Source organism: Rhodoferax sp. RT4P68 (assembly GCF_056521305.1).
In genome coordinates, this window is sequence record NZ_JBWMBB010000016.1 from 64,315 (window position 1) to 86,810 (window position 22,496).

Genomic DNA, 22,496 nt, shown 5'->3' on the forward strand with positions numbered 1-22,496 from the left:
CGCGCTCGGTGCGCTATAGCGCGTCGAGCGGCCAGCGCGGCTTCACATCGAAGGCATAGCGCCTGCTGGCCTGTTCGACGCCGGCCTGTAGGCGCATCGCCGCAGCCATCGCAATCATGGCGCCGTTGTCAGTGCACAGTTCCAACTCCGGGTAGTGCACCCGCACCCCTCGTTGCGCGCATGCCGCGTTCAGCTGCGCGCGCAAGTCCTGATTGGCCCCGACGCCACCAGCCACCACCAGGCGATCCAAGCCGCTGCGCTGCACCGCGGCAAGCGACTTCTTGACCAGGACTTCGACGATCGCAGCCTGCGTGGAGGCCGCCAGATCGGCCTTGCGCGCTTGCAGGTCAGGGCCCAGCTTTTTGGCCTGCGTCAGCACCGCCGTCTTCAGGCCTGCAAACGAGAAATCCAGGTTGCCACTGTGCAGCAGCGGCCGCGGCAGCGCGAAGGCGCGTGGGTCACCCTGCTCAGCCAACCGCGCCAGCGCCGGGCCACCGGGGTAGCCCAGTCCCATCAGCTTGGCCGACTTGTCGAACGCCTCACCGGCCGCATCGTCGATGGTCTCGCCCAACATGGTGTAACGGCCCACCCCATCGACCTGCATCAGTTGGGTGTGGCCGCCGGAGACCAGCAGCACCACGAACGGAAACTCAGGCGGATCGGCGCTCATGAAGGGCGACAGCAGATGCCCTTCCAGGTGGTGCACGCCGAGCGCCGGCCGGTCCAGCGCCGCCGCCAGCGCGCAAGCGATCCCGGCGCCGACCAGCAAAGCACCGGCCAAGCCCGGCCCGCGTGTATACGCGACGACATCGACTTGCGCCAAAGTGCGGCGTGCGTCCATCAGTACCTGGGTCGCCAAGGGCAAAGCGCGACGGATATGGTCGCGACTGGCCAGTTCCGGCACCACACCGCCATAGGCCTCGTGCATCCGGACCTGGCTGTGCAGTGCGTGGGCCAGCAGCCGCGGAGCCATGGAGCCCGCACTGTCCACCAACGCCACGCCGGTTTCGTCGCAAGAAGATTCGAATCCCAGTACCAACATGGCGGGCAGTGTAGTGGGCAGCCGGCACGGTTGTTGCTGACGGCCACACTGACAACCACGATGAAAACAGGCCTCAGTTATCTGGTCGCGGCCCGCGAATGCGAGATCGGCGATCTTGAGCAGCTCGCGCTGACCGGTGAACTCGTCAGCGTGATCGGCAGCCTCGTCCACGCGCTGCAGCGCGAGCGTGGCCTGTCCAATGTCTTCCTGGCCTCCGGCGGCTCGCGCTTTGCAGACCAGCGCAAACGCCAGTGCGTGCAATGCGACGAGCTGACTGTGCGGGTGCGCGCGCAGTTCGACGCGTTGGACACGCACGTCGGCCATGTGCGCAACGGCACACGGTTGTTCAGCCGCATTGCCGTTGTGCTGTATGCGCTCGACGCCCTGCCCGAGTTGCGCCAGCGCGTGGCAGCACTGGCGATCGACCACGACGCTTCGACCACCGCCTTCGTGCGCCTCGTGGCCGGCCTGCTCGCGGTGGTGTTCGAGGCCGCCGACAGCGCGACAGACCCGGAGATCTCGCGCGCGTTGGTCGCCCTGTTCAACTTCATGCAGGGCAAGGAATTCGCCGGCCAGGAGCGGGCGCTGGGCGGTGGGCGATTCGCCTGCGGCCATGCCGAAGCGTCCAGCCAGCAACAGTGGGTGCATCTGATCGAGTCGCAGGAGCGCTGTTTCCAGGTCGCCATGAACTTCTCGGACGCGGGCGTGCGCGAGGCTTGGCACATGGCCGAAAAGGCCAGCCCCCTGGCGGATCTGGAGCGCCTGCGGCGCATCGGCTGCGCGCCCCGCACCGACGCGGGGCTGGACCCGGACCTCAGCCAGGTCTGGTATGACATCAGCACCTTGCGCATCGACCGCATGCGCGATGTCGAGGAACTGCTGGCCACGCGCCTGCGCGGCCTGTGCGAGCGCCGCATTGCGCATGCCCGTGCCGAGCTGCACGACCAGCAGGTCATCGTCGCCGGGCTGTCGCTCACCACGGCGCCAGGCGCTACCGACCACATGGCAGGCTACGGCCCGCAGCTGGACCGGTCCATCCTCAGCATGGTGCAAGAGCAATCGCAGCGCCTGCAGGAAATGAGCGATGAGCTGGAGAACGTGCGCGCATCGCTGAACGAGCGCAAGTTGATCGAGCGCGCCAAGGGCCTGCTGATGGCGGCTCGCAAAGTGGACGAAGCCGAAGCCCACAAGATGCTGCGCCAGACCGCCATGAACCAGAACCGCAGGCTGCTGGACGTCGCGCAATCGGTGCTGGCGATGTCCGACTACCTCTGACCGCTGGCGGCTTGCTGCACTGCACAATAGTTGTGCCGATTCAGCTCCCGCGCACCAGAATCGCCCGCTTTTCCTGTCCGGACACGCGCTGTGCACGCCTAGGGACAACTCCCCGGTTCCGGATGGCAGAACACGGGGTATAGGCGGCAAATCGAGCAGGCACGCAATCTGCTAGATCACAGTCGAAGCAGGCCAACGGCGGTTTGCTCATCGGCTTAGGCCATCCCCTTGGACAACGGCGTCCATTTCCCATCCGCAGCACTGCCGCGGGTCCGAAATGGACGCCGTTTTGCTTTCCGAATCCGTGTTCTCGTCTTCAGGAGTTGACATGCGCCTTCACGAATCCCTGCCGGCCACGCCCGGCCGCCGCGACTTCATCCGCAAGGCCGGCGCCGCCACCGCCGCGACCTGGCTGGGCACCCTGGGCGCGCGCAGCGCCTGGGCTGCCGGCTCCGATGCCCCCGAGAAGAAGGAAGTCAAGATCGGCTTCATCCCGCTGACCGACTGCGCCAGCGTGGTGATGGCCTCGGTGCTGGGCCTGGACCAGAAATACGGCGTGAAGATCGTCCTCAGCAAGGAAGCCAGCTGGGCCGGCGTGCGCGACAAGCTGAGCAATGGCGAACTGGACATGGCGCACGTCCTCTATGGCCTGATCTACGGCGTGCAGGTCGGCGTCGGCGGCCCCAAGAAGGACATGGCCGTGCTGATGGGCCTGAACCGCAATGGCCAGGCGATCACGCTGTCCAAGCAACTGGCCGACAAGGGCGCCGTCGACGGCCCATCGCTCGCCAAGCTGATGGCCAAGGAAAAGCGCACCTACACCTTCGCCGGCACCTTTCCGACCAGCACGCACACCATGTGGCTCAACTACTGGATGGCGGCGTCCGGCATCAGCCCCGTGACGGACGCCAAGGTCATCGTCGTGCCGCCGCCGCAGATGGTGGCCAACATGCGCGTGGGCAACATGGATGGCTTTTGCGTCGGCGAGCCCTGGAACCAGCGCGCCATCATCGACAAGATCGGCGTCACCGCCATCACCACGCAGGACATCTGGAAGGACCACCCCGAGAAGGTGCTCGGCACGCAGGCCGCTTTTGTGAAGGCCAATCCGAACACCTGCCGTGCCGTGATGATGGCCGTGCTGGAAGCCGGCAAGTGGATCGACGCCAACCTGCAGAACAAGGCCAAGATGGCCGACACGGTGGCCGAGAAGTCCTACATCAACACCAGTGCCGACGCCATCAACCAGCGCATCCTGGGCCGCTACGACAACGGCATGGGCAAGACCTGGGACGACCCCAACCACATGAAGTTCTTCGACGACGGGGCGGTGAACTTTCCCTACCTGTCCGACGGCATGTGGTTCCTGACCCAGCACAAGCGCTGGGGCCTGCTGAAGGAACACCCGGATTACCTGGCCGTCGCCAAACAGATCAACCAGATCGACCTCTACAAAGAGGCCGCCACCGCGCTGAAGATCAGCGTGCCCAAAGACCCGATGCGCACCAGCAAGCTGATGGACGGCGTGGTCTGGGATGGCAAGGATCCGACGAAGTACGCCGACGGTTTCAAGGTCCAGGCCTGAAGGAGCACCACCATGGTTTCTGCTGTATTTCACTCCCCGATCGAGACCGCCCTGGCCGAGCCGCAGACGCGCGAGCCCAAGCCTTTAGCGACGACTGCTGCCAACGACGCCGCTGCCCCCGCAGCGGCGCGGCGCAACCCTTTCGACTGGCGCGGCCTGTGGCTGCGTGTGTTGCCGCCCATCGCCGGGCTGGGCTTGCTGGTGGTGCTGTGGGAGATCGTCTCCATGGCCACGGCCGGCAGCATCCCCACGCCGCGCGAAACCTTTTTGCAGGCGGTCGAGGTGTTCAGTGATCCGTTCTACAGCAACGGCCCGAACGATCAGGGCGTGGGCTGGAACGTGTTGTCGTCGTTACAGCGGGTGGCACTGGGCTTTGGCCTGGCGGCGCTGGTCGGTATTCCCGCGGGCTTCGCGATCGGGCGCTTCACCTTCCTGTCGCGCATGTTCAACCCCCTGATCAGCCTGATGCGGCCGGTCTCGCCGCTGGCGTGGCTGCCGATCGGGTTGCTGGTGTTCAAAGGCGCCAACCCCGCCGCCATCTGGACCATCTTCATCTGCTCCATCTGGCCCATGATCATCAACACCGCCGTGGGTGTGCAGCGCGTGCCGCAGGACTACATGAACGTGGCCCGCGTGCTGAATCTCTCCGAATGGAAGATCGTCAGCAAGATCCTGTTTCCGGCCGTGCTGCCCTACATGCTGACCGGCGTGCGCCTGGCCGTCGGCACCGCCTGGCTGGTCATCGTCGCCGCCGAGATGCTGACCGGCGGCGTGGGCATCGGCTTCTGGGTGTGGGACGAGTGGAACAACCTCAACGTCAAGAACATCATCATCGCCATCTTCGTGATCGGCATCGTCGGCCTGGTGCTCGAGTTCGCGCTGATCAAGCTGGCTTCCGCATTCACATTCGAAGAAGTGAAGTCATGAACGCCGCCGACCGCAAATTCATCGACATCCAGAACGTCGAGCAGAAGTTCAAGACCGCGCGCGGCCCCTTCATCGCGCTGCGCGACATCCAGCTGACAGTGGCCAAGGGCGAATTCGTCGCGCTGATCGGCCACTCGGGTTGTGGCAAGTCCACCCTGCTGAACCTGATTGCCGGGCTGACGCGGCCGACCGAGGGCGTGCTGCTGTGCGCCAACCGCGAAATCGCCGGCCCCGGCCCCGAGCGCGCCGTGGTGTTTCAGAACCACTCGCTGCTGCCCTGGCTCACCTGCTTCGAGAACATCTACCTGGGCGTGGAGCGCGTGTTCGGCGAGAAGGAAACCAAGACCCAGTTGAAGGCCCGCACCGATGCGGCGCTGGCCCTGGTCGGCCTCACGCCCGCCACGCACAAGCGCCCGGGCGAAATCTCCGGCGGCATGAAGCAGCGCGTGGGCATTGCGCGCGCCCTCGCCATGGAGCCCAAAGTGCTGCTGATGGACGAGCCGTTCGGCGCGCTGGACGCATTGACCCGTGCCAAGTTGCAGGACGAATTGCTGGCGATCGTGCAGAAGACCCAGAGCACGGTGGTCATGGTCACGCACGATGTGGACGAGGCCGTGCTGCTGTCCGACAAGATCGTGATGATGACCAACGGCCCTGCCGCCACCATCGGCGAGGTGCTGAGCGTGGACCTGCCGCGCCCGCGCAACCGAGTCGAACTGGCCGAAGACCGCCACTACGTCATGTACCGCAAGGCCGTGATCGACTTCCTCTACACGCGCCAGGCGCACGTCGAAAAAGCTGCTTGAGGAGCACACCATGGCACACAACACGTTCATCCGCGTCGTCGAGTACTGGCTGCCCAGCGCAGACGGCAGCCTGCTGGAATTCGGTGGCGGCATCTTCGGCGGCGCCACGCGCTTCGAGGCGGCCACCGAGCGCCTGTGCTTCGGCCGTGGCGAGGGGCTGCCCGGCCAGGTCTGGGAACTGGGCCACCCGGTCGTGCTGAAGGATCTGTCGAACGCCTACTTCCGCCGCAGCGCTGCCGCCAAGGCAGAGGGCCTGTCGTGCGGCATTGCGCTGCCGGTGTTCGATGGCAGCACGCTGCGTGCGGTCGTCGTCATGTTCTGTGGCGACGACAACGACCACGCGGGCGCCATCGAGCTGTGGGCCAACCAGCCGGCTGAATCGGCCGACCTGAAGCTGGTGGACGGCTACTACGGCACCACGGGCGACACCTTCGAGTTCATCTCACGCGCCACCGCCTTTCGCAAGGGCACCGGCCTGCCGGGCATGGCCTGGGAGCAGAACCGCCCGGTGTTCCTGCCCGACCTGGGCAAGGGCTCGGGCTTCCTGCGCGCCGACAGCGCCGTCAAGGTGGGCATCAACCGCGGTTTTGCAATTCCGGGCTCCAGCATCGACGGCGCGCAGTACGTGATCGCCTTCCTGTCCGCGCTGGCCACGCCGATCGCGCGCGGCGTATCGGTGTGGGAGCTGGGCGCCGACAGCGCGCCGCAACGGCGCTTCGGATTCTCCGAGGCCAAGGGCGTGCTCGAAGGCACGGCCAGCGACAGCGACGGCACCATCGCCCGCGCCTTCGCCAGCTGCCAGCCAGTGGTCTCTGGCAACAGCATCGCGATTCCCGTCGCGCCCGGCGGCCGGCTCAGCGCGGTCATGGCGTTGGACTTCTGATCACCCCAGCGAGCGGAGGACCACGATGAAAAAGATGAAACTGGTGCTGGTGGGCAATGGCATGGCCGGCATCCGGGCAGTGGAAGAGCTGATCAAGCTGGCGCCCGAGCTCTACGACATCACCGTGTTCGGCGCCGAGCCGCACCCCAACTACAACCGCATCCTGCTGTCGCCGGTGTTGGCTGGCGAACAGACGGTCGAGCAGATCGTGCTGAACAGCTGGGAGTGGTATGGCGAGAACCACATCACGCTGCACGCGGGCAAGAAGGTGACCGAGGTCGACCGTGTCAAACGCATCGTGCGCGCCGACGATGGCACCGAGGCCGAGTACGACCGGCTGCTGCTGTGCACCGGCTCCAACCCCTTCATCCTGCCGGTGCCGGGCAAGGACCTGCAGGGCGTGATCGCGTACCGCGACATCGCCGACACCAACACCATGATCGAGACCGCCAGGACGCACAAGCATGCAGTGGTCATCGGCGGCGGACTGCTGGGGCTGGAGGCGGCCAACGGGCTGATGATGCGCGGCATGTCGGTCACCGTGGTCCACGTCAACGCGTGGTTGATGGAGCGCCAGCTGGACGACGTGGCCGCCGGCCTGCTGCGCAAGACGCTGGAAGAGCGCGGTCTGAAGTTCAAGCTCAGCGCCAACACGCAAGAGCTGGTGGGCAACGCCGAAGGCCGCGTCACCGCGATCAGGTTCAAGGACGGCACTGAGGAGCCGGCCGACCTGGTGGTGATGGCGGTCGGCATCCGCCCCAACATCGAGCTGGCGCAAAAGATGCGCCTGCACTGCGAGCGCGGCATCGTGGTCAACGACACCATGCAGACCGTGACGGACGCACGCATCTATTCGGTGGGCGAGTGCGCGCAGCACCGTGGCATCGCCTATGGGCTGGTGGCGCCGCTGTTCGAGCAGGGCAAGGTGGCGGCCAACCACCTGGCGCAGTTCGGCATCGGCCGCTACCAGGGCTCGCTGACCTCGACCAAGCTCAAGGTGACCGGCATCGACCTGTTCAGCGCCGGCGACTTCATGGGCGGCGAAGGCACGGAAGAAATCGTCATGAGCGACCCGTTCGGCGGTGTCTACAAAAAGCTCGTAATCAAGGGCGACAAGCTGGTCGGCGCTTGCATGTACGGCGACACGGTGGACGGTAGCTGGTACTTCAAGCTGCTGCGCGATGGTCGCAGCATCAGCGACATCCGCGACAAGCTGATGTTCGGCGAATCGAACATCGGCGACGTGGGCCACGCCGGCCACAGCAGCGCCGCCGGCATGCCCGATGAGGCTGAGGTCTGCGGCTGCAACGGCATCAGCAAGGGCGCCATCTGCAAGGCCATCAAGGACAAGGGCCTGTTCACGCTGGACGAGGTCAAGACGCACACCAAGGCCAGCGCCAGCTGCGGCTCGTGCACCGGGCTGGTCGAGCAGATCCTGATGTTCACCGCCGGTGGCGACTATTCGGCCACGCCGAAAAAGAAGGCGATCTGCGGCTGCACCGACGCCAGCCACCAGGAAACGCGAGACGCCATCCGCAAGCAGAAGTTCCTGAGCCATGCCGAGGTCTACGCCGGCCTGGGTTGGCGCACGCCCAACGGCTGCGCCAGCTGCCGCCCGGCCGTCAACTACTACCTCATCAGCACCTGGCCCAAGCTGGCCAAGGACGATCCACAGAGCCGCTTCGTCAACGAGCGCAGCCACGCCAACATCCAGAAGGACGGCACCTATTCGGTGGTGCCGCGCATGTGGGGCGGCTGCACCACGCCGGACGAGTTGCGCCGCATTGCCGACGCGGCCGACAAGTACAACATCCCGACCGTCAAGGTGACAGGCGGCCAGCGCATCGACCTCTTGGGTGTGAAGAAGGAAGACCTGCAGGACGTGTGGCGCGACATCGGCATGCCCTCGGGCTTTGCCTACGGCAAGTCGCTGCGCACGGTGAAGACCTGCGTCGGCAGCGAGTGGTGCCGCTTCGGCACGCAGGACAGCACGCAGATGGGCAAGGACCTGGAGCGCGCGCTGTGGGCCATGTATTCGCCGCACAAGGTGAAGCTGGCCGTGAGTGGCTGCCCGCGCAACTGCGCCGAGGCCGGCATCAAGGACGTGGGCGTGATCGGTGTCGACTCCGGCTGGGAGATTTACGTCGGCGGCAACGGCGGCATCAAGACCGAGGTGGCGCAGTTCCTGGTCAAGCTCAAGACGCCCGAGGAGGTCATGGAGTACACCGGCGCGTTCCTGGAGCTGTACCGCACCGAAGGCTGGTACCTGGAGCGCACGGTGCACTACATCGGCCGCGTGGGGCTGGACCATGTGAAAAAGCGCATCGTGGACGATGCCGAAGGCCGCCAGGCGCTGTGGGAGCGGCTGCAGTTTGCTCTGGATGGCGAGCCTGACCCGTGGTTCGAATCGGTGCGCGCGTCGGTCGACGTGCGCCAGTTCCATCCGGTGGCCTCCACCGCTGCCGAGCCCGCGGGCGTCGTCTGAACCCGAGGAGATGCACATGAACGAATGGACGGTGATCTGCCGCGTCGACGACATCCCGATGCTCGGCTCGCGCCGCGTGGCGCGTGCCAAGGGTGTGGATGTCGCCGTGTTCCGCAACGCTGAGAACCAGGTGTTCGCACTGCTCGACCGTTGCCCGCACAAGGGCGGCCCGTTGTCGCAAGGCATCGTGTTCGGCACCACGGTGGCCTGCCCGCTGCACAACTTCACCATCGGCCTGGCCGACGGCTGCGCGCTGGCGCCCGACGAAGGCTGCACGCCGCGCTTCGAGGTGCTGGTGCAGGACGGGCTGGTCCAGTTGAACGCCCACGAACTGGCCACGCGTGCGACCGACCTGGCGCGCCCGGTGGCGGGGCCTGGCGCGTCCACAGGTGCGCTGGGCGATGCCAGCTACGCGGTGCAAGCGCCGCATTCCTCCTGAACCGATGACGACGACCGACACACGCTCGACCTGCCCCTACTGCGGCGTGGGTTGCGGCGTGATCATCGAGACCCGGGATGAGCAGATCACCGGCGTGCGCGGGGACCCGGACCATCCGGCCAACTTCGGCCGGCTGTGCACCAAGGGCTCGACGCTGCACTTGACGGCAACCGCCCTGGTGACACGCCAGACCCGCTTGCTGCAGCCCCTGCATCGGCTGCAGCGCGGCACAGCACCACAGCCCATCGCGTGGGATGCGGCGCTGGACCTGGCCGCCGACACATTTGGCCAGGTCATCCGCGACCATGGGCCGGACGCGGTGGGCTTCTACCTGTCTGGCCAGTTGCTGACCGAGGACTACTACGTCTTCAACAAGCTGGCCAAGGGCCTTCTGGGCACCAACAACCTGGACACCAATTCGCGCCTGTGCATGAGCAGCGCCGTGGCCGGCTACAAACAGACGCTGGGCGCCGATGCGCCGCCGGCCTGCTACGACGACGTGAACCACACGGACTGCCTGTTCATCGCCGGCAGCAACACCGCCTGGGCGCACCCCATCCTGTTTCGCCGCATCGAAGACGCCAAGCGCGCCAACCCGGCGATGAAGATCATCGTGGCCGACCCGCGCCGCACCGACACCTGCGAGATCGCCGACCTGCACCTGGCGATTGCGCCGGGCACCGACGTGATGCTGTTCCACGGCATGCTGCACCTGATGCTGTGGGAAGGCTGGACGAAGCCGGAATACATCGCCGCCCACACCAGCGGCTTCGACGCGCTGAAGGCCACGGTGCGCGACTGCACACCCGAGAAGGTGGCGCAGGTGTGCGGCATCACGCAGGCCGCACTGCTGCAGGCGGCACGGTGGTTCGCCACGTCCAAGGCCACGCTCAGCCTGTATTGCATGGGGCTGAACCAGTCGTCCAGCGGCACGGCCAAGAACGCGACGCTGATCAACCTGCACCTGGCCACCGCGCAGATCGGCAGGCCCGGCGCCGGCCCGTTCTCGCTGACGGGCCAGCCGAACGCCATGGGCGGGCGCGAAGTGGGCGGCCTGTCGAACCTGCTGTCTGCGCACCGCGACATGGCCAATCCCGCGCACCGCGCCGAAGTGGCGGCGCTCTGGGGCGTGGACAGCATCCCCGGCACGCCGGGCAAGCACGCGATCGAAATGTTCGAAGCCGCAGCCGACGGCGAAATCCGCGCGCTGTGGATCGCCTGCACCAACCCCGCGCAGTCCATGCCAGACCAGGCCACGGTACGTCGCGCGTTGAACCGTGCCGAGTTCGTGGTGGTGCAGGAAGCGTTCCTCGGCACCGCCACCTGCGCCTTTGCCGACCTGCTGCTGCCGGCCACCAGCTGGGGCGAGAAAGACGGCACCGTCACCAACAGCGAGCGTCGCATCTCCCGCGTGCGCGCGGCCGTGCCGGCGCCGGGCGAGACGCGGCACGACTGGTCGATCGCCGCCGATTTCGCGCGGCGGCTGGAGCAGCGCGGTTTCGCGCGCACGGCGTCCACGCTGTTTCCCTACGACGACGCCGAGGCCGTCTGGAACGAGCACCGCAGCAGCACGCGCGGGCGTGATCTGGACATCACCGGCATGAGCTGGCCGATGCTCGACACCCAAGGGCCGCAGCAATGGCCCCTGCGCGAGGGCGAGGCCACGGGCCGCGCGCGGCTGTACGAAGACGGCGTCTTCCCCACGGACGACGGCCGCGCCCGCTTTGCCGACACGCCCTACAAAAGCGTGGCCGAGCCGCGCGAAGCACGCTTCCCGTTCTCGCTCAACACCGGCCGCCTGCGCGACCAGTGGCATGGCATGAGCCGTACCGGCACGCTGGGCCGACTGTTCGGCCACGCGCCCGAGCCGGTGGTGCAGATGCACCCGCAGGACATGGCGCGGCGTCAGCTGGTGCCAGGTGATCTGGTCCATGTGACCTCACGCCATGGCTCCATCGTGGTGCCGGTGGCGGCCAGTCCGGAGCTGGGCATGAGCCAGGCCTTCATCGCCATGCACTGGGGCCCGGAGTATCTGGGCGGGCGCAGCAGCACCGGTGAGCCGTTGGTCGGCGTGAATGCGCTGACCACGCCCGCCCACTGCCCGATCTCCAAGCAGCCCGAGCTCAAGCACACGCCGGTGAAGATTCTCAAGGCCGAGCTGCCCTGGTCGCTGCTGGCCATGGCCTGGCTGCCGGCTGACACGGCATTGAGCGTGCGCACACAACTGCGCGAGCTGGCCAATGCCCTGCCCTTCGCCAGCTGCGTGCCGTTCGGTGCGACCGATGCGCTGTCGGCCGGCACCACGCAGCGCACCGGCGTGCTGCTGCGCGCGGCCGGCCATGAGAAGCCGGACGACGCGCTTTTGGTGCAGATCGAATCACTGCTCGGCCTGTCAGGCATCGACACGCTGCGCTACGCGGACGCCCGGCGCGGCCAGCGGCGCGCCGTGCGCCTGCTGCGCGGCGGTGTGGACGCCCATGTGGAAGGCGTGCTGCTGGCCGGCGACACCCGCGCCGAGAGCTGGATCAAGGCGCTGCTGCAAGACCAGTTGCCGGCCCAGGCCTTCGGGCGCCAACTGCTGTCGTTCCAGCCACAGGCGCCGGCTGGCATCGCCGCGCGCGGCAAGACGGTGTGCAGCTGCCTGGGCGTCAGCGAAACCGCGATCGACGAACACCTGGCGCGCTGCAGTGGCAGCGATGAGGAGCGCCTGGCCAGCTTGCAGGGCGCGTTGAAATGCGGCACCAACTGCGGCTCGTGCCTGCCCGAGCTCAAACGCATGGTGCGCAGCGCGGAGGCAGTCTCGTGAACGCGGTCGTGGATGGCGGCATAAGCCGACTCACGGATCGGCATAAGAGCTGCGGGACAATCCGCACACCCATGAGCATTGCCCACTACATCAAGGAAATCGGCCGCGGCGCGCGAGGCGCCAAACCGTTGGCGCGCGAGCAGGCGGCCGATCTGTTCGGCCAGGTGCTGGACGGCCAGGTGACCGATCTGGAGATCGGCGCCTTCTGCCTGTCCATGCGCATCAAGGGCGAGACCACGCCGGAGATGGCGGGCTTTCTCGACGCCACGCATGCGCGGTTGCGCTTGCTGCCGGCCAGCGACCGGCCGGTCGTCGTGCTGCCCAGCTACAACGGCGCGCGCAAGCTGCCGGTGTTGACACCGCTGCTGGCGCTGCTGCTGGCGCGCGAGGGGCTGCCGGTGCTGGTGCACGGCAGCGCCACCGAGTCGACCCGCGTGCTGGCCAGCGATGTGCTGGCCGCGCTGGGCCACCCGGCCTGGAGCGGCGTGCGCAAGATCGCCAGTGGCGAGGTCGCGTTCGTGCCCACGGAGGTGCTGCACCCGGGCCTCAAGCGGCTGCTGGACGTGCGCCGCGTGGTCGGCCTGCGCAATGCCGGCCACAGCGTGGTCAAGCTGATGGCGCCTGTCGATGGCCCGAGCGTGGTGGTGGGCAGCTACACGCATCCGGCGTTTGCCACCGTCATGGCCGAACTGTTCGCATTGCTGGGCATGACAGGCATGCTCTCGCGCGGCATGGAGGGCGAGGTCGTCTGCGACCCGCGCCGCACGCTGCAGATCGACGGCTTCGCGCGCGGCACGGCGCTGGCGCTGCAGGCCCAGCAACCCGGCACGCTGTCCCAGGTGGCGGGGTTGCCCGCATCGGTCGACCTTGCCGCCACTGCCGACTACACACGCCGCGTGCTGGCAGGCGAACTGCCGGTGCCCGACGCCATCGTGGCCCAGGTCCGCCACATCCAGCTCTTGAGCACCCACGCATGAACACGTTGAACACAGGCACTTGCACGCTGGTGGGCGCAGGCCCCGGCGACCCCGAACTGCTGACGCTGAAAGCCGTCAAGGCGATCCAGGCCGCCACCGTGCTGCTGGTCGACGATCTGGTCAACGACGAGGTGCTGGCCTGGGCCCAGCCCGGCGCGCGCATCGTGCACGTGGGCAAGCGCGGCGGCTGCAAGAGCACACCGCAGGCGTTCATCGAGAAGCTGATGATCACGGCGGTGCACGAGGGCGAGCACGTGGTGCGGCTCAAGGGTGGTGACCCGTTCATCTTCGGCCGGGGCGGCGAAGAGGTCGAGCACCTGCGCGAGGCCGGCATTGAATGCCGGGTCGTCAACGGCATCACGGCCGGGCTGGCGGCCGTCACCTCGCTGGGCGTCCCGCTGACGCACCGCGAGCATGCCCAGGGCGTGGTGTTCGTGACCGGCCACGCCAAGGCCGAGGACGCCAAGATCGACTGGCGTGCGCTGGCGGCGACCGCGCGCGACGCCCGGTTGACGCTGGTGGTCTACATGGGTGTCAGTGGCGTCGCCCACATCCAGGATGCGCTGTTGAGCGGCCTGCCGGCGTCGACGCCAGTGGCCATCGTGCAGAGCGCCAGCCTGCCGCACCAACGCCACGCTGTGACCACGCTGGGCCTGCTGGCGCAAACGGTCGCGCTCGAGCGCATGGCCAGTCCGTCCATCATCGTGGTGGGTGACGTGGTGCGCGGCATGGCGCAGCTGGCGCTGCCGCTGGCACAGCAGCGCAGCGCCTGAACCGGGCCAGCTCGCGCAACCGCGCCGCACGACCAGCCCGCGCAACCCGCCACCGCTTGGGACACGCGCGACCCGGCTCTCCTCACTGACCGCGCTCACTTGGGCCGTATGCTCCCGCGATGGAAAGTTCTTTCGATGCCGTCATCGTCGGTGCCGGCGCGGCCGGCCTGTTCTGCGCCGGCGTGGCACGCCAGCGCGGCCTGCGTGTTCTGCTGCTGGACCACAGCGCCAAGGTGGCCGAGAAGATCCGCATCTCAGGCGGCGGCCGCGCCAATTTCACGAATGTCGAGGTCGGCCCACGCCACTTCCTGAGCGACAACCCGCACTTCTGCCGCGGGCCGCTGTCGCGCTACACGCCGCAGCAGTTCATCGCGCTGCTGCAGCGTGATGGCATCGGCTACCACGAGAAGCACAAGGGCCAGCTGTTCTGCGACCGCTCGGCCGAGGACCTGATCGACCTGCTGCTGCGCGAATGCGAAGCCGGCGCTGCGGGCGGCAGCGTCACACGCTGGCAGCCCTGCGCCGTGCAGCAGATCCGCAGCGTCGCGGAGGGCGACGCCCGCTACGCGCTGGACACCGACCGTGGCACCGTGCAAACGCGCGCGCTGGTCATCGCCACCGGCGGGCTGTCGATCCCCAAGATCGGCGCCACCGATTTCGGCTACCGCGTGGCGCGTCAGTTCGGCCTGCGCATGGTCGAGACGCGCCCGGCCCTGGTGCCGCTGACCTTCGACGCCGGGCAGTGGCAGCCGTTCGCCGAACTGGCCGGGCTGTCACTGCCGGTGGAGATTGCCACCGGCGCGCGGCGCGACAAAGCCAGCTTTTCCGAAGACCTGCTGTTCACGCACCGGGGCTTGAGCGGGCCGGCCGTGCTGCAGATCTCCAGCTACTGGAAGCCCGGCACACCGGTGGCGCTGGACCTGGCGCCCGGCGCCGATCTGCACACCACACTGGCCCAGGCCAAACTGACTTCGCGCAAGCTGCTGGCCAACGTGCTGGGCGAGCGTCTGCCTGGCCGGCTGGCCGCTACCTGGGCACAGCGCCAGCCGGCCTGGGAGCGTCCCGTGAACGAAGTGCCCGACAAGCAGCTTGCCGCGCTGGCCGACAGCCTGCACGGCTGGAGCCTGGTGCCCACGGGCACCGAGGGCTACCGCAAAGCCGAGGTCACGGCCGGCGGCGTGGACACGCGCGACCTCTCCTCGCAGACCTTGGAGTCCAAGCAGCCCGGCCTGTACTTCATCGGTGAAGTGGTCGATGTGACGGGCTGGCTAGGCGGCTACAACTTCCAGTGGGCCTGGGCCAGCGCCTACAGCTGCGCGCAGGCGCTGGCCGCGCCCTGAAGAAGGCTATAATGCCCGGCTAACTTTGGCCTTCCCTCAGCGGGCCTCAAAAGATTGCAGTTGAGGACACCCGGCCCGGGGCCTGATCTTCCCCAAGCCAACATTCATTCCAACCGACACATGACCACCATCCGCGTTAAAGAGAACGAGCCTTTTGATGTCGCGCTGCGCCGCTTCAAGCGCACCATTGAAAAACTGGGCCTGCTGACCGATCTGCGTGCCCGCGAGTTCTACGAGAAGCCCACAGCCGAGCGCAAGCGCAAGAAGGCTGCTGCGGTCAAGCGCCACTACAAGCGCGTGCGGTCCATGCAACTGCCCAAGAAGTTGTACTGACAGCCGGGCACACCCCCGCTTCCAAGGCCCGCGCTGGTGCACCCAGCGCGGGCTTTTTCCATTCCACCAGGAGATTCGCATGGACACTGCCACCCCTTCGCTGAAAGACCGCATCACCGACGACATGAAGGCTGCCATGCGCGCCAGGGAGGCCGAGCGACTGGGCACCATTCGTTTGCTGCTGTCTGCCATCAAGCAAAAGGAAGTGGATGAGCGCGTGACGCTGGACGACATGGCCGTCATCGCCATCGTCGACAAGCTGATCAAGCAGCGCAAAGACTCGATCGCCGCCTTCGAACAGGCCGGCCGGCAGGAACTGGCCGACAAGGAAGCGGCTGAGATCCAGGTGCTGCAGGTCTACCTGCCCGCGCGCCTGGACGCCGACGCCGTGCTGGCCACCGTGCGCCAGATCGTCGAGCGGCTGCAAGCCAAGGGCCCGGGCGACATGGGCCGCGTAATGGCTGCGGCCAAGGCCGAGCTCGCCGGCAAGGCCGAGATGGCGCAGGTCTCGGCAGCGATTAAGCAGGCATTGGCCGGCTGATCGCGTTACAGCTGCTTGCATCGCCGCTGGCAGCTTCACCGCAACTTTGCTCGGGCAGGCGAACCAAAGCACAGGCTGGCACGTTCTAACCGGCGGGGCCACGTGCATGGCGCATGGGGGCAGACCGCAGGAGACTGGCATGGCAACGAATTCATGGATGCATTGGGCGGGCCGGCTGGCGATGTGGGCGGCCTGCCTGGGTGCGGCACCGCTGGCGCTGGCGCAGCAGGAATTGCCCGCGCGCGTGGCCCGGGTGTCGCAGGCCGACGCGGGGCTGGAGTGGGCGCCGGCCGGCACCGGCGATTGGCAAAGCATGTCGCCGAACTGGCCGCTGACCATGGGTGACCGCCTCCGGCTGCCGGCCGGCAGCCGTACCGAGTTGCACGCCGGCGCGCATGCGCTGCGGCTGCAAGGGCCGGCGCAGCTGGAGATCAGCGCACTGGACGACACCACCACGCGCCTGACCCTGTCCGAAGGCAGCCTGAACCTGACGGTGCGCGATCTGTCGCCGGACGAGCGCGTCGAGATCGGCACCGGCAACCTGGCCATGGTGGTCGATCGGGCCGGTGAATACCGCCTGGACGCCGACCCCGCCGGCGATACCACCCTGGTGAGCGTGCGCACCGGCGCGGCCACCGTCTTCGGCGAGAACGGCGAATCGTCTCCGCTGGTCGCCAACACCGCCGTTCGCTATGTGGGCCGGCGCTTGACCGCCATCGCCACCCAACGCATCGCGCCGCGGGACGGACTGGACCAATGGGCGGCAGAGCGCAACCGCATCGAAGACCAGTCGCTCAGCGCGCAGCACCTCTCGCGCGAAATCATCGGCTACCAGGAACTGGACAGCCATGGCGAATGGAGCACCGACGCTACCTACGGCACCGTCTGGTACCCACGCATCGTCAGCAACGACTGGGCGCCCTACCGCGACGGCCAGTGGCGCTGGGTCGAGCCCTGGGGCTGGACCTGGATCGATGACGCGCGCTGGGGGTTTGCGCCCTTCCACTACGGTCGCTGGGCCCAAATTGGCCCGCGCTGGGCCTGGGTGCCCGGCCCGCGCGCCCGGCGGCCGGCCTATGCGCCTGCGCTGGTCGGCTTCGCCGGCACGCCGCTGCCGCGGCCCCAATCTCCCGGGCGCCGCCATGCACCGGGCACCGACTGGTTCCCGCTGGCCCCTGGTGAGGCCTGGCGCCCGCCGTTCGGTGCGGGGCAGCGCTACCTGGACCAGGTCAACCGCGGCATGCCCCGGCCGCAGCCTGGCCAGAACCCGGGCTATCGCCATGAGCGCCGACCCGACGCGGTCAGCTCAACGCCGCTGCGCGAGCTGCGGCCCGATGAGCCGATCCGCAGCACGCGGCGCGAACGGCCGCCCGGGCCGGATTTCGGCCCGGCCGGCCCGGGGCCCCGCTTCGGTGCCGTAGGACCAGAACCACGTTTCGGCCCCGCCGGACCTGGCCCGCAGTTCGGACCGCCAGACCAGGCCCTGCCGCGCCGTATCGAACAGGAGCGCCGCGAACGCCAGCAGCGCGAGGCCAATGAGCGCCAGCAGTGGCGCGACCCGAATGGCGTGGACCAACTGCACCGGCGCCACGACCAGAACCGCCAAGAGCAGCAGCAACGCGAATGGGCTGCGGGCCAGCAGCAGCGCGAGTTGCACGAACGCCAGATGCAGCAGATGAACCAGCAGCGTCAGATGCAGGAGCGCCAGCAGCGCCAGACACAGGACGCGCACGGTCAACACGAGCGCTTCATGCGCGAACAGCAAGACGCTCGGCAACGTGGGCAGCGCGATCAGCAGGAAGCGCAGCAGCGCGGCCAGCGTGACCAGCAGGAGGCGCAGCAGCGCATGTTGCGCGACCAACAGGCGGCTCAGCAGCAACAGCAGCGGGCCCAGCAGCAGCAGCAACAGCGGGCGCAACAGCAACAGCAACAGCAACAGCAACAACAACCCCTGCCGCCACGCTCTGCCATCCTGGAGCGTCAGCGCCCGCCAGACGGCATCCGCCGCAGCGATCGCGAGCGGAACTGAACTTGCTGCGCGGCCAGCCGATCAGCTGCCAGCCAGCTTCATGCGGTTGACCAGCACCGAGCCCACGGACTTGGCGCCGTAGTTGTACGTGTCGGCGCCGACCGCCGTGATACCCAGGAACATATCCTTGAGGTTGCCGGCGATCGTGATCTCTTCGACCGGGAAGGCGATCTCACCGTTTTCCACCCAGAAGCCGCTGGCCCCGCGCGAGTAGTCACCGGTCACGTAGTTCACGCCGTGGCCCATCAGTTCGATCACGAACAGGCCGGTGCCGAGCTTCTTCAGCATGGCGTTCAGGTCGTCGCCTGCCTTGGTCTGGCGCGAGCGCAGCACCAGGTTGTGCGAACCGCCCGCATTGCCCGTGGTGCGCATGCCCAGCTTGCGGGCCGAGTAGGTGCTGAGGAAGTAGCCCTCCACGCGCCCAGCGTCCACCACCTTGCGTGGCGCCACGCGCACGCCTTCCTCGTCGAACGGCGAGCTGCCCTTGCCGCGCAACACGAACGGGTCTTCCGTCAGGTCGATGTGCTTGGGAAACACCTTTTTGCCCAGCGAGTCGAGCAGGAAGGTGCTGCGCCGGTACAGCGCCCCACCGCTGACGGCTTGCGTGAACGCGCCGAGCAGCCCTGCCGCCAGTGGCGATTCGAACAGCACCGGGCACTCGGTCGTGGCGATCTTGCGCGACTTCAGGCGTGACAGCGCGCGCTCTGCCGCGTAGCGGCCCACGGCCTGCGGCGAGGCCAGTTCATCGGCGTTGCGCATCGAGCTGTACCAGGCATCGCGCTGCATCTTGCTGCCCTTGCCGGCGATCGGCGCGACCGAGATCGAGTGCCGCGAACTCGCGTAGCCGCCGCGAAAGCCTGAGCTGTGGGCCGTGAAGAAGTGCGACTGCTGGGCCGACACGCCGGCGCCTTCGCTGTTGGTGATGCGCTTGTCGGTCGACAGGGCCGCCGCTTCGCATTCCAGTGCCAGCTTGGCTGCGCCCTCGGAATCGATGGCCCAGGGATGGAACAGGTCCAGGTCGCGCTGCTCGGTGGCGATGTCCTGGTCGTCCGGCAGGCCGGCCGAGGGGTCCTCGGCCGTGAAGCGCGCGATGTCGAACGCCGCCTGCACCGTCTGGCGGATGGCCTCGGCAGAGAAATCGGAAGTGCTGGCGTTGCCACGGCGCTTGCCGCTGTAGACGGTCACGCCGAGCGACTTGTCGCGGTTGCGCTCCACGGTTTCCAGCTCGCCTTTGCGGACCGAGACCGACAGACCGCAGCCTTCAGAGGCCTCGGCACCAGCGGCCGTGGCGCCGATCTTGTGCGCGTGGGCCAGGGCCTGGTCGACCAGTTCCTCGAAAAACGCGCGGTTGTAGCTGAAGCCGGCTTCGGCGCTTGGGGTGGGCTTGTTCATGTTGGAGGCTATGATACTTGCCGCGCCAACGCAGCTTGGCCGCCACCCGGGCACTTCCCGCCCCCTCTTTTCCACTCCGGTTCCCGATGTCGCGCAAACTCAAAAAAGGCTATTTCGTGCAAGGCCAATTCGTGGCCGAAGGCAGCGCGCTCGACCTCGAACTCAAGGCCGAACTCAAGGGCACGGACGCCTCCAGCCGCACCGACCTGAAGCGCGAGAGCACAGAGCTGCAAGCGCTCGGCGAAGAGCTGGTGACGCTGCGCGCCGAGCTGCTCGATGGCCTGGCGTTGCCCGAGAAGCTGGCGGACGCCGTCGCCGAGGCCCGCCGCATCACCAACTTCGAAGGCAAGCGCCGTCAGATGCAGTTCATCGGCAAGCTGATGCGCAAGCTGGACGATAAGCAGGTCGAGCAGATCCGCCAGACGCTGGGCGAGCAGCACGGCAGCACCGCGACCGAAGTGGCCGCGCTGCACGAGGCCGAGCAGTGGCGCGATGCGCTGGTGGCCGACGACGACGCCCTGCAGCGTTGGCTGGACCAATTCCCCGACACCGACGCGCAGCAGCTGCGCTCGCTCGTGCGCCAGGCGCGCAAGGACGCCAAGCCCGAGAAGCCCGGCCTGGCCCCGCGCCACGGCCGCGCCTTCCGCGAGATCTTCCAGCTCGTGCGCAGCACGCTGCGACCGGGCGACGCCAAGCAAGACGACGCACCAGACGATGGTCACGACGACGCTTGAACCCTGCCGCATCGGCCTGGTGTCGGTCAGCGACCGCGCCTCCAGCGGCGTGTACGAAGACAAGGGCCTGCCGGCGCTGCGCGACTGGCTGACGCGCGCCGTGCGCAACCCGCTGACGTTCGATGAGCGGCTGATTCCCGACGAGCAGGCCGGCATCAGCGCCGCGCTGATCGCGCTGGTGGATGCCGGCTGCCACCTGGTGCTGACCACCGGCGGCACCGGCCCTGCCCTGCGCGACGTGACACCCGAGGCCACGCTGGCCGTAGCGCACAAGGAACTGCCGGGCTTTGGCGAACAGATGCGCCAGATCAGCCTGCGCTTCGTGCCCACGGCCATCCTGTCGCGCCAGACTGCAGTCGTGCGCGGCCAATGTCTGATCATCAACCTGCCCGGACAGCCCAAGTCGATCCAGGAAACATTGGAAGGCCTGAAGTCGCCGCAAGGCGAAACGCTGGTGCCCGGCATCTTCGCGGCCGTGCCTTACTGCATGGACCTGATCGGCGGGCCGTACCTGGAGTCGGTGGACAGCGTGTGCGCCGCGTTCCGGCCGAAATCGGCGCGGCGCCCGCCGGCCGGCTGACCGGCCGATGCGCTACTTGCCGACCAGCGCGTTGAGCTTCTCGGCCTCGAAGCAGTCGGTACGCGCCGCATCCAACGGCACGCAATCGCCCAGCTTGCGCTGCGCAGACAGGGTCTCGATGGCCTGCCACAGCAGCGTGATCTGGTGGTCCTGCGCAGATGCACCATCGATCAATCCGCGCATCGCCTGGCTCAACGGGTCGTCCTCCGGCGTCACGCCGTAGGCCGAAAAGCGCGGCGTCGACATCGCGGCATCGCCCGCCGGGGCGTCGTCCTTGGGCATGATGATGCGTGCCGGGATGCCCACCGCCGTGGCCCCGGCCGGCACCGGCTTGATCACCACCGCGTTCGAGCCGATCTTGGCGCCATCGCCCACCGTGAAGCCACCCAGCACCTTGGCGCCGGCGCTGACCACCACGTCGCGGCCCAGCGTCGGGTGCCGCTTGGTGCCCTTGTAGAGCGAGGTGCCGCCCAGCGTGACGCCCTGGTAGATCGTGCAGCCATCACCGATCTCGGCCGTCTCGCCGACCACCACACCCATGGCGTGGTCAAAGAACACACGGTCGCCGATCTTGGCGCCGGGGTGAATCTCGATGCCCGTCAGCCAACGCGAAAGCTGCGAGATCGCGCGGCCCAGCCATTTCAAGCCGTGGTGCCAGCACCAGTGTGCGCGGCGGTGCAGGATCAGCGCGTGGATGCCCGGGTAACAGGTCAGCACTTCCCAACCGGTGCGGGCCGCGGGGTCGCGCTCCAGGATGCAGCGGATGTCGGTGCGCAGACGGGAGAACAGCATCGCGCGAGTCTAGCTTTTCGCTTTTGCCGCCGTTTGCAGCATGGCCTTGGCCACGCCGCGCAGGATGTGGATCTCCTCCTCGCTCGGCTGGGCGCGGTTGAACAGCTGGTTCAATCGGGGCATCAGCTTCTTTGGCACCGCCGGGTCCAGGTACTCCAGCGCCACCAGCGCCTCCTGCCAGTGCGCCAGCATGCCGGCCAGCTGCCGCGCATCGGCGGGCTTGGCCTGCGGCGTGGACGGCGTCGCGGCATAACCGCCCAGAGCCATGCGCCACTCGTAGGCCACCACCTGGATGGCAGCCGCCAGGTTCAGCGAGCCGAACGTGGGATTGGTCGGAATGCTCAGCGCCACCTGGCAGCGGTAGACGTCCTCGTTGGCCATGCCGAAGCGCTCAGAGCCGAACAGGAACGCCACGCCGGCCGGCCGCAACACACCTTCCGGCGGCGCCAACAGGCTCTGCAGGTGCTCACGCGGTGCGCGCGTCGGCGGGCCGAAGTCGCGCGGTGTCATGGCCGTGGCGCACAGGTGGTCGACGCCATCGAGCGCCTCGTCCAGCGTCTCGACGATGCGGGCGTTCTCCAGCACATCCAGCGCGCCGCTGGCGCGCTGGATGGTCTCCAGGCGGCGCAGCACATTGGGCCAGCGCGGCGCGACCAGCACCAGGTCGTCGAAGCCCATGACCTTCATGGCGCGGGCGGCAGCGCCCACGTTGCCGGCATGGCTGGTGCGGATCAGGACAAAACGGGTGCGCATCGTG

Annotated in this window: 20 protein-coding genes; 16 read left to right on the forward strand and 4 right to left on the reverse strand. The window is 67.7% G+C overall.

The window, feature by feature from the left end:
* Positions 1-13 precede the first annotated feature (13 nt).
* Positions 14-1,042: a tRNA (adenosine(37)-N6)-threonylcarbamoyltransferase complex transferase subunit TsaD gene (tsaD, locus tag AC099J_RS27215; protein WP_479618531.1), complete on the reverse strand. Its 1,029-nt coding sequence runs from the start codon at positions 1,040-1,042 to the stop codon at positions 14-16.
* 60 nt (positions 1,043-1,102) lie between these two features.
* On the opposite strand from tsaD, the gene AC099J_RS27220 reads away from it, so the two are divergent.
* The 14 genes from AC099J_RS27220 (at position 1,103) to AC099J_RS27285 (ending at position 18,241) form a co-directional block, all read left to right on the forward strand.
* The gene (locus AC099J_RS27220; RefSeq protein WP_479618435.1) at positions 1,103-2,317 is read left to right on the forward strand and encodes a nitrate- and nitrite sensing domain-containing protein; all 1,215 of its coding nucleotides are present in this window, start codon (positions 1,103-1,105) and stop codon (positions 2,315-2,317) included.
* Between the two features lie 328 nt (positions 2,318-2,645).
* The gene (locus AC099J_RS27225; protein ID WP_479618436.1) at positions 2,646-3,902 is read left to right on the forward strand and encodes a CmpA/NrtA family ABC transporter substrate-binding protein; all 1,257 of its coding nucleotides are present in this window, start codon (positions 2,646-2,648) and stop codon (positions 3,900-3,902) included.
* Positions 3,903-3,914: 12 nt separating this feature from the next.
* Positions 3,915-4,829, forward strand: a complete 915-nt coding sequence (gene ntrB / locus AC099J_RS27230) for a nitrate ABC transporter permease (protein WP_479618437.1) — start codon at positions 3,915-3,917, stop codon at positions 4,827-4,829.
* On the forward strand, positions 4,826-5,635 hold the full coding sequence (locus AC099J_RS27235) for an ABC transporter ATP-binding protein (protein ID WP_479618438.1): 810 nt from the start codon (positions 4,826-4,828) through the stop codon (positions 5,633-5,635). Before ntrB ends, AC099J_RS27235 begins: the two co-directional genes overlap by 4 nt.
* Before the next feature lie 10 nt (positions 5,636-5,645).
* Positions 5,646-6,518: a GAF domain-containing protein gene (locus AC099J_RS27240; RefSeq protein ID WP_479618439.1), complete on the forward strand. Its 873-nt coding sequence runs from the start codon at positions 5,646-5,648 to the stop codon at positions 6,516-6,518.
* A 25-nt stretch (positions 6,519-6,543) separates the two neighbouring features.
* On the forward strand, positions 6,544-9,003 hold the full coding sequence (gene nirB / locus AC099J_RS27245) for a nitrite reductase large subunit NirB (protein ID WP_479618440.1): 2,460 nt from the start codon (positions 6,544-6,546) through the stop codon (positions 9,001-9,003).
* 16 nt (positions 9,004-9,019) lie between these two features.
* Complete coding sequence (nirD, locus tag AC099J_RS27250; protein ID WP_479618441.1) at positions 9,020-9,442, forward strand: nitrite reductase small subunit NirD; 423 nt, start codon at positions 9,020-9,022, stop codon at positions 9,440-9,442.
* Between the two features lie 4 nt (positions 9,443-9,446).
* A complete protein-coding gene (locus AC099J_RS27255; RefSeq protein WP_479618442.1) occupies positions 9,447-12,248 on the forward strand; it encodes a nitrate reductase in 2,802 nt (933 codons plus the stop codon).
* A 71-nt stretch (positions 12,249-12,319) separates the two neighbouring features.
* Positions 12,320-13,225, forward strand: coding sequence for a DNA-binding protein YbiB (gene ybiB, locus AC099J_RS27260; RefSeq protein WP_479618443.1), 906 nt, complete (start codon positions 12,320-12,322; stop codon positions 13,223-13,225).
* Positions 13,222-13,998 carry a uroporphyrinogen-III C-methyltransferase gene (gene cobA, locus AC099J_RS27265; protein WP_479618444.1) on the forward strand — a complete coding sequence of 259 codons (777 nt, stop codon included), beginning with the start codon at positions 13,222-13,224 and terminating at the stop codon, positions 13,996-13,998. The genes ybiB and cobA overlap by 4 nt, the downstream gene beginning before the upstream one ends.
* 119 nt (positions 13,999-14,117) lie before the next feature.
* Complete coding sequence (locus AC099J_RS27270) at positions 14,118-15,338, forward strand: BaiN/RdsA family NAD(P)/FAD-dependent oxidoreductase (RefSeq protein ID WP_479618445.1); 1,221 nt, start codon at positions 14,118-14,120, stop codon at positions 15,336-15,338.
* 120 nt (positions 15,339-15,458) lie between these two features.
* The gene (gene rpsU, locus AC099J_RS27275; protein ID WP_007833691.1) at positions 15,459-15,671 is read left to right on the forward strand and encodes a 30S ribosomal protein S21; all 213 of its coding nucleotides are present in this window, start codon (positions 15,459-15,461) and stop codon (positions 15,669-15,671) included.
* Between the two features lie 79 nt (positions 15,672-15,750).
* On the forward strand, positions 15,751-16,212 hold the full coding sequence (locus AC099J_RS27280; protein WP_479618446.1) for a GatB/YqeY domain-containing protein: 462 nt from the start codon (positions 15,751-15,753) through the stop codon (positions 16,210-16,212).
* Between the two features lie 139 nt (positions 16,213-16,351).
* The gene (locus tag AC099J_RS27285) at positions 16,352-18,241 is read left to right on the forward strand and encodes a DUF6600 domain-containing protein (RefSeq protein WP_479618447.1); all 1,890 of its coding nucleotides are present in this window, start codon (positions 16,352-16,354) and stop codon (positions 18,239-18,241) included.
* 21 nt (positions 18,242-18,262) lie between these two features.
* On the opposite strand, the gene pmbA is transcribed toward AC099J_RS27285, so the two are convergent.
* Positions 18,263-19,633: a metalloprotease PmbA gene (pmbA, locus tag AC099J_RS27290; RefSeq protein ID WP_479618448.1), complete on the reverse strand. Its 1,371-nt coding sequence runs from the start codon at positions 19,631-19,633 to the stop codon at positions 18,263-18,265.
* Positions 19,634-19,719: 86 nt separating this feature from the next.
* Between pmbA and yjgA the strand changes: the two genes are divergently transcribed.
* Both yjgA and mog read left to right on the forward strand, forming a co-directional pair.
* A complete protein-coding gene (gene yjgA, locus AC099J_RS27295; protein ID WP_479618449.1) occupies positions 19,720-20,367 on the forward strand; it encodes a ribosome biogenesis factor YjgA in 648 nt (215 codons plus the stop codon).
* The gene (gene mog / locus AC099J_RS27300) at positions 20,348-20,947 is read left to right on the forward strand and encodes a molybdopterin adenylyltransferase (protein WP_479618450.1); all 600 of its coding nucleotides are present in this window, start codon (positions 20,348-20,350) and stop codon (positions 20,945-20,947) included. Before yjgA ends, mog begins: the two co-directional genes overlap by 20 nt.
* Positions 20,948-20,959: 12 nt before the next feature.
* Here mog and cysE read toward each other — a convergent pair whose 3' ends face one another.
* The gene (gene cysE, locus AC099J_RS27305; RefSeq protein WP_479618532.1) at positions 20,960-21,736 is read right to left on the reverse strand and encodes a serine O-acetyltransferase; all 777 of its coding nucleotides are present in this window, start codon (positions 21,734-21,736) and stop codon (positions 20,960-20,962) included.
* A 12-nt stretch (positions 21,737-21,748) separates the two neighbouring features.
* Complete coding sequence (locus tag AC099J_RS27310; protein WP_479618533.1) at positions 21,749-22,492, reverse strand: RNA methyltransferase; 744 nt, start codon at positions 22,490-22,492, stop codon at positions 21,749-21,751.
* Positions 22,493-22,496: the final 4 nt, after the last annotated feature.